Origin of the sequence: Aeribacillus composti (assembly GCF_031760945.1) — a bacterium.
GTDB classification, from domain to species: domain Bacteria; phylum Bacillota; class Bacilli; order Bacillales; family Aeribacillaceae; genus Aeribacillus; species Aeribacillus composti.
In genome coordinates, this window is sequence record NZ_CP134501.1 from 487,793 (window position 1) to 503,730 (window position 15,938).

Annotated in this window: 17 protein-coding genes; 16 read left to right on the forward strand and 1 reads right to left on the reverse strand. The window is 38.1% G+C overall.

What is annotated here, in order from left to right; translation table 11 throughout:
• Both RI196_RS02500 and RI196_RS02505 read left to right on the forward strand, forming a co-directional pair.
• Nucleotides 1-750 carry a MurR/RpiR family transcriptional regulator gene (locus tag RI196_RS02500; RefSeq protein ID WP_066246933.1) on the forward strand — a complete coding sequence of 250 codons (750 nt, stop codon included), beginning with the start codon at nt 1-3 and terminating at the stop codon, nt 748-750.
• 125 nt (nt 751-875) lie between these two features.
• Entirely contained in the window at nt 876-2,072 is a 1,197-nt protein-coding gene (locus RI196_RS02505; protein ID WP_082829355.1) for a fructose PTS transporter subunit IIA, read from the forward strand.
• Nucleotides 2,073-2,476: 404 nt separating this feature from the next.
• Here the strand turns inward: RI196_RS02505 and RI196_RS02510 are convergent, their stop codons facing one another.
• Nucleotides 2,477-2,824: a hypothetical protein gene (locus RI196_RS02510; RefSeq protein ID WP_063386339.1), complete on the reverse strand. Its 348-nt coding sequence runs from the start codon at nt 2,822-2,824 to the stop codon at nt 2,477-2,479.
• A 331-nt stretch (nt 2,825-3,155) separates the two neighbouring features.
• On the opposite strand from RI196_RS02510, the gene RI196_RS02515 reads away from it, so the two are divergent.
• The 14 genes from RI196_RS02515 (at nt 3,156) to RI196_RS02580 (ending at nt 15,925) form a co-directional block, all read left to right on the forward strand.
• Entirely contained in the window at nt 3,156-4,403 is a 1,248-nt protein-coding gene (locus RI196_RS02515; protein WP_066246931.1) for an NAD(P)H-dependent oxidoreductase, read from the forward strand.
• 37 nt (nt 4,404-4,440) lie between these two features.
• Nucleotides 4,441-4,866, forward strand: a complete 426-nt coding sequence (locus RI196_RS02520) for a transcriptional regulator GutM (RefSeq protein WP_261308707.1) — start codon at nt 4,441-4,443, stop codon at nt 4,864-4,866.
• Nucleotides 4,867-4,891: 25 nt separating this feature from the next.
• On the forward strand, nt 4,892-5,419 hold the full coding sequence (gene srlA, locus RI196_RS02525) for a PTS glucitol/sorbitol transporter subunit IIC (protein WP_066246929.1): 528 nt from the start codon (nt 4,892-4,894) through the stop codon (nt 5,417-5,419).
• A gap of 51 nt (nt 5,420-5,470) precedes the next feature.
• Nucleotides 5,471-6,505, forward strand: coding sequence for a PTS glucitol/sorbitol transporter subunit IIB (srlE, locus tag RI196_RS02530; protein WP_063386336.1), 1,035 nt, complete (start codon nt 5,471-5,473; stop codon nt 6,503-6,505).
• A 28-nt stretch (nt 6,506-6,533) separates the two neighbouring features.
• Nucleotides 6,534-6,893 (forward strand): PTS glucitol/sorbitol transporter subunit IIA, encoded by a 360-nt coding sequence (locus RI196_RS02535; protein ID WP_063386335.1) that lies wholly within the window; start codon nt 6,534-6,536, stop codon nt 6,891-6,893.
• 89 nt (nt 6,894-6,982) lie between these two features.
• Nucleotides 6,983-7,885 (forward strand): sugar-binding transcriptional regulator, encoded by a 903-nt coding sequence (locus RI196_RS02540; protein WP_311066838.1) that lies wholly within the window; start codon nt 6,983-6,985, stop codon nt 7,883-7,885.
• 355 nt (nt 7,886-8,240) lie between these two features.
• Nucleotides 8,241-9,221 carry a pyruvate dehydrogenase (acetyl-transferring) E1 component subunit alpha gene (gene pdhA / locus RI196_RS02545; protein WP_066246927.1) on the forward strand — a complete coding sequence of 327 codons (981 nt, stop codon included), beginning with the start codon at nt 8,241-8,243 and terminating at the stop codon, nt 9,219-9,221.
• 20 nt (nt 9,222-9,241) lie between these two features.
• A complete protein-coding gene (locus RI196_RS02550) occupies nt 9,242-10,225 on the forward strand; it encodes an alpha-ketoacid dehydrogenase subunit beta (protein WP_063386333.1) in 984 nt (327 codons plus the stop codon).
• 16 nt (nt 10,226-10,241) lie between these two features.
• Nucleotides 10,242-11,573, forward strand: a complete 1,332-nt coding sequence (locus RI196_RS02555) for a dihydrolipoamide acetyltransferase family protein (protein WP_066246925.1) — start codon at nt 10,242-10,244, stop codon at nt 11,571-11,573.
• 14 nt (nt 11,574-11,587) lie between these two features.
• Complete coding sequence (gene lpdA, locus RI196_RS02560; RefSeq protein WP_066246923.1) at nt 11,588-12,970, forward strand: dihydrolipoyl dehydrogenase; 1,383 nt, start codon at nt 11,588-11,590, stop codon at nt 12,968-12,970.
• A 229-nt stretch (nt 12,971-13,199) separates the two neighbouring features.
• Nucleotides 13,200-13,667, forward strand: coding sequence for a PTS sugar transporter subunit IIA (locus RI196_RS02565; RefSeq protein ID WP_066246921.1), 468 nt, complete (start codon nt 13,200-13,202; stop codon nt 13,665-13,667).
• A 54-nt stretch (nt 13,668-13,721) separates the two neighbouring features.
• On the forward strand, nt 13,722-15,107 hold the full coding sequence (locus tag RI196_RS02570; RefSeq protein WP_066246919.1) for a PTS galactitol transporter subunit IIC: 1,386 nt from the start codon (nt 13,722-13,724) through the stop codon (nt 15,105-15,107).
• 27 nt (nt 15,108-15,134) lie between these two features.
• On the forward strand, nt 15,135-15,419 hold the full coding sequence (locus tag RI196_RS02575) for a PTS sugar transporter subunit IIB (protein ID WP_066246917.1): 285 nt from the start codon (nt 15,135-15,137) through the stop codon (nt 15,417-15,419).
• Nucleotides 15,420-15,496: 77 nt separating this feature from the next.
• Entirely contained in the window at nt 15,497-15,925 is a 429-nt protein-coding gene (locus RI196_RS02580) for a hypothetical protein (RefSeq protein ID WP_133309084.1), read from the forward strand.
• Nucleotides 15,926-15,938: the final 13 nt, after the last annotated feature.

Here is a 15,938-nt window from a genome sequence, read left to right on the forward strand (position 1 = left end):
ATGTTCTTAGAAGAGCGTGCTCAAAAATTTGAATATAAGTTGAATGATACAGATGATCAAATCATCGAATATATTGTGAATAATAAAAAGCTTGTTGTTACGATGTCTATTCAATCACTTGCTGCGTCTTTATATACAGTTCCAAATACCATTACAAGACTCTGCAAAAAACTAGGATATGATGGGTATTCCCATCTTAAAAACAGTCTTAAGGAAGAATTGCATACAGAGCTAAAAGGACAGGATATGGTAGAAAACAGCTTATATACAACTGTACAAAAAACGTTTGATTTAATGGATATGGATAAGATTAAACTTGTAACAAGGTTGTTACGTGAAGCAAAAAATATTTTATTTTTTGGTGTAGGAGATTCAGTGATTTTTTGTGAAATGATGGTCAAAAACTTGAAGGTTGCCGGAAAACAATCCGATTATTCTATTCATCCTCATGAAATCAGGCATGGGATCAACCGGCTTAAAAGTGGAGATATTCTTTTCCTTATTAGTTTATCAGGAGAAACTCCTCAAGTGTTGGAAATGGCAGAGCTAGGCAAGATGAAATCAATTTGTGTCATATCGCTTACTCATTTTTATCGTAATTCTCTTCAGAAATTAGCAGATGTCAATCTATATTGTCATGCTCCTAAGAAATTGCTGAACGGCTACAATGTCACTGATAAAACATCTCCAATGATTGTTTTGCGTACTTTGTCAGAATACTTCTGGAAAGAAACGTGCGGATGTGTATAAATACACATGAAAGCGCTCTATTAAAGAATAACTGTGTAAAAATAAGAAGAAATCTCTTCTTCTTTTTTTTTATGCTACGATAAGGCTAAAGTTACAGCAATTGATAAGTAAAGGAGATTGATTTTATGCAATTAGTATCTGCGACATCACCTGATTTAATTAGTACGAATCAATCCTTTGCTTCGAAAGATGAAGTTATCAATTTTTTAATTAAAAAATTATATGAAGCAGGGAAGCTGTATTCGGAAAAAGATTTTTACCAGGCTGTCATGGAAAGAGAGAGTTTATCCCCGACAGGCTTTGAAGGCGGACTGGCGATTCCGCATGGTAAGTCGGCAGCAGTAAAAGAAGCAGCATTTGCCGTAGCAACTCTAAAAAAACCGATCATTAACTGGGAAAGCATTGATCCAAATAATGAAGTGACTTTGGTTGTATTGCTTGCTATTCCTGAAAATGAAAGCGGTTCAACACACCTGTCGTTATTATCAGAACTTGTGAAAAGGTTATCAAATGAAGAGTACAAAAACCGTTTATTGAAATCGAAAACCAATTATGAGTTATTTTATCATTTAGATCATCAATTTCAAGAAGAAAATGCTGAAGCAGCCAATAAAATGAATAAAACAATTTTAGCAGTTACCGCTTGTCCGGCTGGCATTGCCCATACTTATATGGCGGCAGAGGCGTTAGTAAATGCAGGTAAAGAGCTTGGAGTTGATATTTTCGTTGAAAAGCAAGGAGCGAACGGCATTGAAGACCGCCATACTACACAGTTATTAAGAAAAGCCGATGCTGTTATTTTTGCGGCTGATGTGGCGGTAAAAAATGAAGAAAGATACAGTCATCTTCCCAAAGTGAAAACCTCTGTGGCCGCACCGCTGAAAAATGCAAAAGCGATTATCACGCAAGCATTAGAGAAATCTGAAAATGTCGAGAAAAAGGAATATGCTGGTTCGGTTAACTCTTCACATGGGACAGAAGAAAACGAGAAAAAAAGCTTTAAAACTGAAATAAAGGATTCCATCTTAACAGGAATTTCTTACATCATTCCGGTTATTGTCGCTGGAGGTATGACTCTGGCAGCTGCTGTATTGATCTCCCAGGCTTTTGGTCTTCAGGAAGTTTATGATACAGAAGGGTCATGGCTTTGGCTGTTAAGACAGTTGGGCGGAACATTATTAGGGACTTTAATGGTTCCAATTCTTGCGGCATATATGGCCTACTCGATTGCGGATAAGCCGGCATTGGGGTCGGGGTTTGCGGCAGGCGTAGCTGCAAATTTAATTGGCAGCGGTTTCCTGGGCGGTATGCTCAATACCTAGACTAAATCTCACTGCTTCAGCCATTAATCGATGCATAAATAACATAAAACTTCCTGTTACAAAAAAACTAGTCTCACATAAAAAATATGCTTCATTAATAATCATTCCTTATAAAGTAAGGTAACATAATCAATCACACGAATGATGAAGGCACAACAAACATTAAAAAAATTACTTTCTTATTTCGGCCTATTTTTAATTGGGGTGCACTTGATGCGAAGTGCCCCTGTTTTTTATTTTTATATGTATAAAAATTGGATCAGTGAGCAATAACACTTTATTTCTGAGATGATGGAAGCTGCGAATGCTATATGACACTTGTTTCATCACTTTCATTTTATGTTCACCCGTCAGAATCGCAGCTTTCATTTTGATATTATTAACAAAATCTCCAGAAGCTTCAGCTATTTCTTCCGTTTTTGCTTCTCTTTAAATGTTTTGAAAACATCTCGTGTCTGCTTCATATATTTATAAATGCTGTAAGGCTTTTTTATGATCCGGATCGGAAGGGAAAGCAAAAATTTACTGAGGTCATTCCGGTATTCCTCTGTAATCTCAGCCGGTTTATGAACAATTTTTTCATACACCTCATGGTAAAATTCGTTTAATAAATCAATTTTTATTTCAACTGTGTGATGGCAGTTTGCACATTCTATCCTTGAAATTTTATCGTTAATGTAAGTAATGATGTGATCTTGTTCCTCATTGCAATGAATACAAAATAACGTTGCTTCCATTTCTTTAATTTCCACGTTCTTCACCTCTTTTTATGAAGGATGAATTCTCCAAAATCCTTCTCTACACTAAGTATATTATTCAAAGCTGCATTCATTTCCTTCTATAAAAATGTTTCTAACGCCAACAATTGATAAAACATCTCAACGATTTAAATCATTATAACCAAATTTTAATATGTATTTCAAAGTATAAAAAGTTTGAAAAATACTTTCAAGAATTTATTGACTTTTTAAACATCTGGAATATAATAAGGATTACAAACGATTAACAAATGCTATAAGTCGTAACAAATGTTACAGGGTACATGCACATACGACAAAAAATTGCCTAGAAGGAGCTGGAAACATGTCTATTTATCAAGAGTTGCTTTCACGGGAACGTGACGGCCAGCCAATTAAAGTAGGTGTTGTTGGTGCAGGGCAAATGGGATTCGGCCTGATTTCCCAAATCTCACGCATACCTGGCATGGAAGTCAGAGGGATTTGTGATGTCAATATTGAAGCGGCAGAAAGAGCCAGCAGCTATTATCAATCGAAATTAACGAAAAAACATCCTGTTCTTGTCAGCAGTGATTACCGAAAAGTGATTCAATCTGATGAAGTAGAAGTCATTGTAGATGCTACAGGGGTTCCTGAAGTTGGTGCAAACATTTCACTGGAAGCATTAAGATCTAGAAAACATTTAGTGCTGCTTAACGTTGAAGTAGATATAACAATCGGATCAATTATGCACAATTTGTTTACATCAGCCGGATTAGTTTATACAGGATCTGCGGGAGATGAACCGGCAGCAACGCTTGAACTGTATGAGTTTGCGAAGACAATGGGTCTTGAAGTGCTTGTTGCTGGGAAAGGGAAAAACAACCCGTTCATACCAAACGCCAATCCGGATACATGCAAGGAAGAAGCTGCTCAAAAACATATGAGCGCCCATATGCTTGCAGCGTTCCAAGACGGCACAAAAACAATGGCTGAAATGAATTTATTAAGCAACGCTACAGGCCTCATTCCAGATAAAGTTGGTATGCACGGCGTGGAAGCAAATTTGGAAACGGTTGCCGACAAGTTGAATTTACAAGAAAACGGCGGTGTTTTAAGTCAATTCGGAGTAGTTGAATATGTAAACGGATTAGCACCGGGCGTGTTTGTCATTGTGAAAAGCGAATTAGAACCTGTAGATGCAGAATTAAGATATTTGAAAGTTGGCAAAGGTCCTCATTACGTTCTTTACCGGCCTTATCATCTAGCAAGTTTAGAAACTCCTATTACGATTGCAAAAGCAGTATTGCAACACGATACATCGATTCATCCATTAGGGGCGCCAGTTTCAGAAACAGTCGCTGTTGCCAAGCGCGATATTCAAGCAGGAGAAGCCATTGATGGCATCGGCGGCTACTCAGTAAGAGGCGTGCTTGAAACTCATCAAGAGATGAAGAAAAATTCACACATCCCAATCGGTTTAATCAGTGGAAACATTGTTGCAAAACGTTCCATTAAACAAGGTCAATTTTTAACATTAGATGATGTTGAGCTAGATCCATCCACAACCGTTTGGAAATTAAGATCTCTTCAAGATCATCTATTTTCTAACTAAAAAATGCATTTGTGCAGAGCAAAGGGGGTGATTCTTTTTGAAGCTTGCTATCATTTTAACCATGATTTTGCTAGTTCAATATGTGGCGACAATTATACAAGTCAGACATTATAAAAAATATGTCGACAAAATTGTAAGCCGTTACAAGGGTAAAGAAGGGTATTTTTTGTACACAGGCATGAATCGGCGAAAATTTAGTTCCGGCGCTATGGCAATGATTGTAGTGAACAAGGATTATGTTATAGAAGATTGCTATATTCTAAAAGGTATTTCAGTTTTCTCAAAGTTTAAAAAATATGAAAAATACATTGGCCATCATGTAGCCAAAATTTTGGATGATCACCATGAATTCACAGAAAATGCTGCAGGAAAAAAGAGGCAAATCCCTTCATTTTTGGCGGCTTTATCGATGGCGGCCGAAAATGCTATCGTTTCCATTTCAAAGAAAAAGCTTTCAATATAAAATGTGCTGAAAGGAGAAGTGAAAGATGGAATGGTTGAAATGGATTGGTGAACATTTTATCGGAATGTTCCAGGCTGGCGGAGAAACGTTTATGGGTATGTTTACAGGCATTATCCCGACTTTGGTTGTTTTGCTTACATTTACTTATGCAGTTATTAAATTTATTGGTGAAGAGCGGGTCAATAGAGCGATACAATTTGCTTCGAAGTATATGCTGTTACGATATACTGTCATGCCGATATTATCAGTATTGCTGTTAACAAACCCGATGTGTTATACGTTCGGACGCTTTTTGCCAGAAAAACAAAAGCCGGCGTTTTATGATTCAGCTGTATCGTTTGTTCATCCGGTGACGGCGTTGTTCCCGTATGCAAACGCAGGAGAATTATTTGTCTATTTAGGAATTGCCAACGGAATAAAAGAAGCGGGCTATTCTATGTCAGAGCTTGCTGTTCGTTATTTTCTCGTAGGGATCGTAGTTATTTTATTGCGGGGAATTATTACGGAATATATAACAAAATTTTTGGCGCGCAGAATGGAAGCGAAATCTTAAATTTTGGACAAAGATGAAAGCGAGTTCAAATTTTAAAGAGGAGGAGAACATATGTCAAAACGAGCTGTTTTTGTTGCAAAAGGTTCTGGCGGCTGGGGAAAAGGCTTGCGCATTGAACCGAAAGGAAAGAAACAAAAAGTTGTATCCATTACAGGCGGCGGCATCCATCCTGTAGCAGCGAGAATAGCAGAATTAACAGGCACTGAAGCTGTAGATGGTTTTAAAAATTCAGTTCCGGAAGATGAAATGATGTGTGTCGTGATTGACTGCGGCGGAACAGCCAGAATTGGTTTGTATCCAATGAAAAGAATCCCGACCGTTGATATTCTTCCTTCTTCACCTTCTGGTCCATTGGCGAAACACATTACAGAAGATATTTTTGTATCGGGTGTTACTGTGAAGGATATTTATCTTGCGGACGAAGCAGAAGAACAAAACATTCAGACGGATGCTTCGGAAACGGAGCAGCAAGAAGACAGTCCAAAATTCAATGTGAATGATAAGGAAGCATTTAAAGCTCAATACGAACAAGTAAAAAAGGAACACCGTGAAAACAATGAAAATATATTAATGAAGTTTTCAAGAGGAATAGGAAAAGTAACTGGTACTTTTTATCAGGCGGGACGCGATTCTGTTGATATGCTGATTAAAAATATTATTCCATTTATGGCTTTTGTTAGTATGTTAATAGGTATAATTAATTATACGGGAATCGGTGATTTGATCGCTAATACTCTTTCTCCTCTTGCCAGTTCTTTATGGGGATTGATCGTCATCGTTATCGTATGTACAATCCCGATTCTGTCACCGGTGTTAGGTCCTGGAGCTGTTATTGCGCAAGTCATTGGGGTATTAATTGGAAGCCAAATTGCAGCGGGCAACATTCCGCCTCAATTTGCTTTGCCGGCTCTATTTGCCATTAATGGCCAAGTGGGTGCGGATTTTGTCCCTGTCGGTTTGTCTCTTGGAGAAGCGAAGCCAGAAACGATTCAATACGGTGTGCCAGCTGTATTGTACAGCCGTTTAATCACAGGAGTTCTTGCAGTTTTAATCGCATATGCCGCAAGCATCGGCATGTATCAATAATGAATAGGATTTCAAGGAGGATCATAAGATGTCGAAAACGATTATTCGTGAAATCGGTACTCTAGTCCCATCATTTGAAGAAGAAAAAGTTTTAATTCTCTTTGGACCTAATGCTCCTCAAGAGCTTAGAGAAGTATCTGTTATTCATGAATTTGAAGGCGATGTGTCGGATGAGCCGCTTGTTGAGGGCGGAAAAATTATATGGGGCGATCAAGAATATTTCATCACAGCAGTCGGCTCGGCAGCAAACAAAAATTTAAAGGAATTAGGCCATATTTCGATCTATTTTTCCAAACCAAATGAACATGTGCTTCCAGGAGCTGTTTTTGTCGAGCCTTTTACTTTCCCACATATCGAAGTTGGAAAAGAAATTCGCTTTGAAAAATAACAATTTTCTTTCTGTTACCATTATAATTTAATACGAACCTAGATTTTATAGAAAGAAGTGGGGAATTATTGGAAGATAGAAGGCTGCTTGTGAAAATTTCTCATATGTATTATACGGAAGGAGCTACACAATCAGAAATCGCAAAAGTGTTCGGTGTAAGCCGGTCGCTGATCTCAAAATATTTATCAAAAGCAAGAGAATTGGGAATTGTTGAAATTAAAATTCATGACGGCTCAAATCATCCTCTCGTGAATATAGAAGCAAGAATTGAAAAAAAATATGGACTTCGGGAAGTCATTTGCGTTCCGAATCTAGGAAACGGACCGGATTTGGAAAATATCGGGGAATATGCGAGCAAATATTTATTAAGGATATTGAAAGACGGACAAATTGTCGGGGTTTCTTCTGGCACGACATTGCTTTCTGTTGCGAAGCAGATGCCAGCTAACCTTAATTATTCCTCCACGACCTTTGTTCCGATTGTAGGAGGAATGGGGGATGAACGGGTAGATATACATGCCAATGTTCTTGTTTCGATGTTTGCTGAAAAATTGAAGGCAAATTATAAGCTTCTCCATGCCCCTGTGATGGCTGACAGCAAAAAAGATAAGGAATTGTTTATGACCCAAACATCTATACAAAGCATTTTTAACCTTGCCGAAAAAGCGGATATCATCCTTGTAGGAATCGGCGGTTCACCTAAACACTCAACCATTACGAGATCAGAGCTGGGAAAAAAATATAGACAATATTTTAATGAACTCGATGCTGTTGGCGATATTTGCTATAAGTTTATCGATGAAAACGGAAGCGCCCCTTCAAATATTTGGAATGATAAAATCATTTCTTTTAATATTGAAAAATTAAAAGAAATTCCGTTTGTGATTGGAGTGGCAGCAGGACTGGAAAAAGTCGATGCGATCAAAGCCGTTTTAAAAGGGAAGTTAATAAATGTGTTAATTACAGATGAAAAAACAGCGGAAATGCTTTGACCTAAAAAAATTAATCATATGTGTAAGATGGTGTTTGATAAGTCCCAAAATAAATCAAGTAAAAAACAATAAACCGTTTTTCTCTGCTTGATTTCGTATGTTTTCTATTTTGTCTAAAAGAGCTGAGCTGCCATAACTACAAATTGGCAGCCATTTTTTTTGCATAAAACATGGTTGCAGTCCCTCGATTATCTTTAGTTTACCAAACAAAAGAAAGAAGCTTGAGTACTTCCACTATTTTGAAAGACTCCAATAAATAAGCTTATATAGATATTCCTTGACTATTTTCGGAAAAAACTCTATATTTATTACAAAAGTAACTATAAAGAACAAATGTAAAGGAGAGGTGGAAGAAATGAGTAATCATGCACTTCCAGCATTTATAACGGATGAAAGATTAGTTGAATTGTATAAACAAATGTGGCTGATTCGATATTTTGATGAAAAAGTCGACCAATTTTTTGCAAAAGGGATGATTCATGGAACGACTCACCTTTGTGTAGGACAAGAAGCAACAGCAGCAGGATCAATTGCCGTTTTGCAAGAGAAAGATAAAATTACCAGCACACACAGGGGTCACGGCCATTGCATTGCTAAAGGTGCAACAGTCGATAGAATGATGGCCGAACTGTTTGGCAAAGTGACCGGATACTGTAAAGGGAAAGGCGGTTCCATGCACATTGCAGATGTAGAGAAAGGAAACCTAGGGGCAAACGGAATTGTTGGCGGAGGCATTCCTTTGGCAGTCGGTGCGGCATTAACTTCAAAGATGAAAAATGAGGGGTATGTTGTATTGTGCTTCTTCGGAGATGGTGCAGCAAATGAAGGAAGCTTCCATGAATCATTAAACCTTGCTTCCATTTGGGATCTTCCAGTTGTGTTCATTTGCGAGAACAATCAATACGGAATGAGCGGGTCTGTAAAAGAGATGTTCAATATTGAAAATATAGCAGATCGTGCACAGGCTTACGGTATTCCAGGCAAAGTAATCGATGGAAACGACATGCTTGAAGTGATGAATACAGTTTATGAAGCTGTTGAACATGCCAGATCAGGGAAGGGCCCTGTGCTGATTGAAGCAAAAACATATCGATGGAAAGGCCACTCAAAAAGCGATGCAAAAAAATACCGCACTCGTGAAGAAGAGCAAGAGTGGAGAAAAAAAGATCCGATCAAACGGTTTAAAGAGTACTTGATTGACAAAGGAGTATTAACAGAAGAAAAGGCTGAACAGCTGAGAGAAGAAGCATTCCAGGAAATTGAAGACGCTGTTAAATTTGCGGAAAACAGTCCAGAACCGTCTGTTGATACATTGCTTGAAGACGTTTATGCGTAAATTTAGGGAGGGGAAAAGCGATGAGAGAGATCACTTATTTAGAAGCAGTTCGAGAAGCAATGAGTCAAGAAATGAGAAAAAATGAAGATGTTTATATATTAGGCGAGGATATCGGGGTTTACGGCGGTGCATTTGGTGTCACGCGGGGGATGATCGAGGAATTTGGTCCGGAACGCGTGAGAAATACGCCAATTTCTGAAGCGGCCATTGCAGGTGCGGCTGTCGGATCAGCGCTGACAGGCATGCGGCCGATTTTGGAGCTTCAATTTTCAGATTTCATCACAATCGCTATGGATCAGCTTGTGAACCAAGCTGCAAAGCTCCGATACATGTTCGGAGGTAAGGGGAAAGTTCCAATGGTTGTAAGAACTCCTGCCGGATCAGGTACAGGCGCAGCTGCCCAGCATTCTCAAAGTTTAGAAGCTTGGATGGCGCACATTCCGGGGCTGAAAGTCGTACAGCCGTCAACAGCTTACGATGCAAAAGGATTATTAAAAGCAGCGATTGACGATGATAATCCAGTTATTTTCTACGAACACAAACTCCTTTACAAAACAAAAAGCCACGTTCCAGAAGAACAATACTCGATTCCATTAGGAAAAGCGGATATTAAACGGGAAGGTAAAGATGTGACGATTGTTGCAACAGCGATTATGGTGCATAAAGCATTAGAAGCGGCAAAAGAGCTTGAAAAAGAAGGAATTGACGTCGAAATTGTCGATCCAAGAACGCTTGTCCCGCTGGATGAAGAAACGATCGTCGAATCTGTGAAAAAGACAGGTAGAGTTGTAGTCGTCCATGAAGCTGTAAAACGCGGAGGATATGGCGGTGAAATCGCTAGTGTCATTGCAGAGAGCGAGGCCTTCGATTATCTCGATGCCCCAATCAAACGTCTTGGCGGGCTGCCTGTCCCTATTCCTTATAATCCGAATCTAGAAAAAGCAGCTGTCCCGCAAGTACCGGATATTATAAAAGCAGTAAAAGAAACGGTTCAATTTAAATAAAAAGGGGGGAGAACCGATGGCAAAAGAAATTTTTATGCCGAAGCTGAGCAGTACGATGGAAGTCGGCACACTCCTTCAATGGTTTAAAGAAGAAGGAGAGTCCGTTGATATCGGCGAACCGTTATTTGAGATAATGACCGATAAAATCAATATTGAAGTTGAGGCATATGACAGAGGAATATTGTTGAAAAAATATTTCCAACCGGATGACCAAATTCCGGTCAATCAAGTGATCGGATATATCGGCGAACCGGGGGAAAAGGTTCCTGACGAGCCGCCGGCTTTATCAGAGGAATCAAACGAACAATCCGTTGAAAAGACTGAACAGTCTGAAACAAACGAAGACGCTGTCGAAGTAAAAAGCAATGAGAATGGTAAAGTACGAGCCACACCTGCCGCAAGACGTTTAGCAAAAGAAGCGCAAGTGGATCTTCGAAACATTGTAGGAAGCGGGCCAAAAGGACGCATACACCTTAAAGATGTGAAACAATATTTAGAAACAGAAAAGGCACAACCGAAAGCATCGCCGCTGGCAAGAAAAATTGCAGAGCATGAGAATATAGACTTGAAGGCGCTTCAAGGCTCAGGTGCAGGAGGCAAGGTGATGAAACAGGATGTTATCAACGCCATTCAAGCATCAAGTCAGAAAGCTCAGCAGCCTGAAGTCCGGAAGAAACTATCCGGATTGCGGAAAGTGGTTGCCGACAGAATGGTGCAAAGCGCATTTACTGCTCCACATGTTACATTGGCCAGCGATATTGATATGACAAAAGCAATCGAAATGAGAACAGCGCTTCTTCCGGTTGTCGAAAAACAAACTGGATTCCGTTTAACTTATACAGACATTATTATCAAAGCAGTCGGTACAGCTTTATCACGATTCCCTGAAGTGAACGTTCATTTGGAGCATGATGAAATCATTTATAAAAATGAAGTTAATGTTGGAGTGGCAGTTGCGGTAAAAGACGGTTTAATGGTGCCGGTAATTAAACAAGTTGAGCAGAAAGGATTGGCCGCTATTTGTGCAGAAGCAAAAGATTTAAGCAAACGTGCAAGGGAACAAAAACTCCGGCCTGACGAGCTTAAAGGCTCTACCTTTACGATCAGCAATCTCGGCATGTATCCGATAGATGTATTTACACCGATTATTAATCAGCCGGAAATAGCCATTTTAGGTGTTGGTAGAACCCAAGAAAAACCTGTAGTAGTCAACGGGGAAATCGTCATTCGGCCGATGATGACAGTCAGCCTGTCTTTTGATCACCGTGTAATAGATGGAGCACCTGCTGCAGAATTTTTGGCTGAAGTAAAACGCATTCTTGAAAACCCGTATGAAATGATCTTATAAGGAGGGGGCTCAATTTGACAAAATCGTATGATATTGCAGTAATTGGCGGTGGACCAGGAGGCTACATGGCAGCACTTCATGCAGCTCGGTTTGGAAAAAAAGTAATGCTAGTCGAAAAAGATTTTTTGGGCGGCACATGTTTAAATAGAGGCTGCATCCCTTCCAAAACATGGTTGAAAAACGCTGAAATTATTGAGGCAATTGAATTATCAAGAGAATGGGGAATTCAAACGGACAACATCACGATTTCATTAGACAAAATGAAAAAGCGCAAAGACGAAGTCATCTCCCGTCTCAGAAACGGTGTTATGTTTTTGTTAAAGCAAGGAAAAATTGATGTATATGAGGCAGAAGGCTTTGTAGAAGAAGGAAATATTGTAAAAGTAGTTTCGGATAAAAAAGAGGAACGTGTTCAAACAGACAAAATTATTGTGGCAACCGGTTCATCTCCTTCCGTTCCCCCAATAGATGGACTGGACTCTGCGTCTTTTTATACAAGCGATACCATTTTTGATATTGAAAAAATACCAAGCTCCCTAACCATAATTGGCGGCGGAGTCATTGGGGTGGAGTTAGCTACTATTTTTTCCAGTCTAAAAACAAATGTAACGATCATTGAAATGGGCGGACGGATTATTCCAACTGAAGATGCTGACGCCTCCAAAGCGCTTGCTAAATCGCTGCAGAAAAAAGGAGTCCAAATTTTAACAGATGCGAAAGTAACAAGCGTGAAACAAAACGGAGACAAAACCATTGTCGAATGTCTAAATGAAAAAGGCGAATCGGTATCGGTAGAAGGGGAGGCGCTTTTAGTAAGCGTTGGAAGAAAACCTAATTTATCTGCCGTTCAGGCATTAAAGCTAGAACAAAACGGGTCTTTTATTAAAGTGAACGAAAAAATGGAAACGAGCTATCCGAATATTTATGCTGTCGGCGATGTCATAGGAGGATATCAGCTGGCGCATGCGGCATATATGGAAGGAATTGTTGCCGCATCGAACGCAGCAGGCTGTGAACGGAAAATGGATGAAAAAGTTGTTCCCAGGTGCATTTTTACGCTTCCAGAAGTAGCTAGTGTTGGCTTGACAGAAGAGGAGGCCGAGCGCAAAGGGCTGCAAGTAAAGGCTGAAAGATTTGATCTTGCCGGAAATGGAAAAGCGCTTGTTTCTGGCGACACATCAGGATTTATAAAAATAGTGTATGATGAAAAATATGGAGAAATAATTGGAGTCACAATGGTTGGCCCACACGTGACCGAAATGATTTCAGAAGCTTCCTCTTTCATATCCTTGGAAGGCACTGTAGAAGAACTGGCCAATATGATCCATCCTCACCCAACCATATCTGAATCGTTTTTTGACGTCGCAAGAAACATTATAGACAAAAGTAAAAAATAATAGCGTGATGTAAAAAGGGCTTATTTACAATTGTTATACTAATTAACATTTAGTAAAACAAATTTGTAAATAAGCTCTTATTTTTTCTAATTTAATTAAAAAGTATTGACTCGATAATTCTAACAATTTAAAATATTATTAACAAATGTAATATTAAAGAACTTTTGGAAAAGGAGATGAGAATTCCAAATGATTGTCTTTCCTTATAAAGCAATAGGGAGATGGTTTTATGGAGAAGTTTGTACATCTAGATGAAGATATCATTTGCTTGGATGTCGATAAAAAAACGAATGAAGATGTAATTACTTATATGTTTGAAAAAATGAAAAAAAAGAATTATGTGAAGGAATCGTTTCTTAAAGCTGTTTTAAGTAGGGAAAAAGTATATTCTACTGGTTTACCTCTTGAAAATATGGGGGTAGCGATTCCACATACGGATCCCGAACATGTTAACATTCCAACTGTTGGTGTTGCAGTTCTTCGTGAACCTGTGACTTTTCAAATGATGGGAAATCCATCTCAATCTGTAGAAGTAGAAATAGTTTTTATACTAGCAATTAAAGATCCTAATAAGCAGCTAACAATGTTAGAAAAATTGATGGAAATGTTTCAAAATAATGATGAAATGTTTAAATTAAAAAATGCCAGGGAAAAAGCTGAAATATACAAAATATTAGATAATAAATTTAATTTTTAATATTTTAAAATGTAAGCGTTTTAAATACCTTATTTATTACAGGGGGTGGGTGAAATGATTAAACAAGCTGTTGATTTTATTCTTGATTTAGGACCATCCATCATGTTGCCTATCATAATGACAATTTTCGGATTGATTTTAAAACAAGGATTTAAAAAATCATTTCGGGCTGCTTTGACAATTGGAATTGGTTTTGTTGGAGTAAACCTTGTCATTACTCTTTTAACTAATTCATTAGGTCCAGCTACAGAGGCAATGGTCAAAAAACTTGGTTTGGAGTTGGGAATTTTAGATGTTGGCTGGCCGATAGGTGCAGCTATTTCATTTGGTACTCCAGTCGCTCCACTTATGATTCCTTTAGTACTAATTTTAAATGTTATTTTATTGTCGATTAATTTTACTAAAACTTTAAATGTTGATATTTGGAACTTTTGGCATTTAATTTTTGCAGCTTCTGTTACTTATTATGCTTATGACAATATGATACTTGCATTGTTTGTAGGTTTAGTGGTTTCTGCGATTACATTAAAACTAGCCGACTGGACAGCACCAGCTGTTGAACACCATTTTGGCTTAAAAGGCGTGTCTTTAGCACACTCGGAAACGGTCAATTTTGCCCCAATCACTTACGCAACAAATAGAATATTGGACAAAATACCGGGAATTAACAAAATTCATGCAGATCCTGAAACTTTAAGTAAAAGATTTGGAATATTTGGGGAACCGTTGATGATGGGGCTAATTTTAGGAATGCTAATTAGTATCCTTGGAGGCTACGATTTAAAGGGAATTTTAACACTTGGCGTACAAATGGCAGCTGTGTTAGTTCTTTTGCCTCGGATGGTATCCCTCCTTATGGAAGGGCTGATCCCTATCTCTGAAGGCGCAAGAGATTACATTAATAAAAAATTTCCTGGAAAAAACGTATATATTGGATTAGATGCTGCTATTGTAATTGGTAATCCAGCAAATATGGCAGTAGCTTTAATTATGGTTCCTATAACGATTCTTTTGGCCGTGATTCTTCCATACAATCAAATGTTACCATTTACAGATTTAGCGGTTCTGCCTTTTACCGTCATTTGGGCTGTAGCAGCAGCTAGAGGAAATATTGTTAGGGGATTAATTAATGCTATCATTACGATCATGATTGTTCTTTTTATAGCAACGAATTTAGCGGAATTGGCAACAACAATGGGAAGAGCAGTAGGTTTTGATTTTCCTGAGGGAGCTTCGTTGATTTCTGGTATTGATTTAGGATCTCATGTTATTCCTTGGATCATCGTTCGTTTACTGGACCCAACAAATCCTTATTTTATTGCTGCAATTATATGCGCAGTACTATATGGGTTGATTTGGTATTGGGTGAGAAATGATATCAAAAAGCAATTCGCAAAGGAAATGGGAATCTTGGAAGAGAATAATAAAAATATAGAATAGCAAAAAAAATATGAGGGAGGAATAAATTTGGCACAGAAAAAAATTTTAGTATGTTGCGGAACAGCTGTTGCCACTTCTACTGTAGTTGCCAAAAAGATTGAAGAAGTTTTAAAAAATAAAGGATTCAATGTAGCTGTTGAACAATGCAAGGCTGCAGAAGTGCCTGTAAAAGCTGAAAATGCTGATGTAATCGTTACGACAACACCAGTAAGTAATGTTGGGGATGTGCCAGTTATTCAGACTGTCTCTTTTTTAACGGGTGTTGGGATTGATGATGATATTAACAAAATTATTGAATATTTAAACAAGTAACATGTATCAGGAAAAAGAGTTAGATTTCAAATTCCTTAAAAAAGAAATCTAACTCTTCTTTCAATTCGGAGGTTGTTATGAAAAAGTATAGGTATAGTAAATGGATGGTTTGCAGTAAAAATTTTGTTCCTTTGATTTTAATGGTTGGTTTGTTTGGTTATGGGATATATGGCTATCTTATTGATGAACATAATGAATTATATAAACTATTAATCGTTGTTATGCCTTTTTTAATATTATCCTCCGTTATTGGTTTACAATTTCCTTCTTCTATCACGGTAACGAAAGAAGGAATTTTATTTGAAGGATTTGGCAGACAGCATAAATATGATTGGAGTGAAGTTAAAAATGAAATGAAAATAAAAAAATATGATTTTGCTGGCCAAATATACATTCGCATAGGTAACCCGCGAATATTTGGCGGAAGATATTGGATTTCATATAAAATGGACGGTTACTCTGAATTATTAAGTGAATTAATAAATAGAGGTGCTCGCGTACTTTAGTGGAGGAGATCAA

What these genes read in the sequence shown, in the direction of transcription:
- RI196_RS02565 (WP_066246921.1), top strand. Translation starts at nt 13,200, where the DNA reads ATGGAGAAGTTTGTACATCTAGATGAAGATATCATTTGCTTGGATGTC.
- RI196_RS02570 (WP_066246919.1), top strand. Translation starts at nt 13,722, where the DNA reads ATGATTAAACAAGCTGTTGATTTTATTCTTGATTTAGGACCATCCATC.
- srlA (WP_066246929.1), top strand. Translation starts at nt 4,892, where the DNA reads ATGGAATGGTTGAAATGGATTGGTGAACATTTTATCGGAATGTTCCAG.
- srlE (WP_063386336.1), top strand. Translation starts at nt 5,471, where the DNA reads ATGTCAAAACGAGCTGTTTTTGTTGCAAAAGGTTCTGGCGGCTGGGGA.
- RI196_RS02535 (WP_063386335.1), top strand. Translation starts at nt 6,534, where the DNA reads ATGTCGAAAACGATTATTCGTGAAATCGGTACTCTAGTCCCATCATTT.
- RI196_RS02555 (WP_066246925.1), top strand. Translation starts at nt 10,242, where the DNA reads ATGGCAAAAGAAATTTTTATGCCGAAGCTGAGCAGTACGATGGAAGTC.
- RI196_RS02580 (WP_133309084.1), top strand. Translation starts at nt 15,497, where the DNA reads ATGAAAAAGTATAGGTATAGTAAATGGATGGTTTGCAGTAAAAATTTT.
- RI196_RS02500 (WP_066246933.1), top strand. Translation starts at nt 1, where the DNA reads ATGTTCTTAGAAGAGCGTGCTCAAAAATTTGAATATAAGTTGAATGAT.
- pdhA (WP_066246927.1), top strand. Translation starts at nt 8,241, where the DNA reads ATGAGTAATCATGCACTTCCAGCATTTATAACGGATGAAAGATTAGTT.
- RI196_RS02505 (WP_082829355.1), top strand. Translation starts at nt 876, where the DNA reads ATGCAATTAGTATCTGCGACATCACCTGATTTAATTAGTACGAATCAA.
- RI196_RS02550 (WP_063386333.1), top strand. Translation starts at nt 9,242, where the DNA reads ATGAGAGAGATCACTTATTTAGAAGCAGTTCGAGAAGCAATGAGTCAA.
- RI196_RS02515 (WP_066246931.1), top strand. Translation starts at nt 3,156, where the DNA reads ATGTCTATTTATCAAGAGTTGCTTTCACGGGAACGTGACGGCCAGCCA.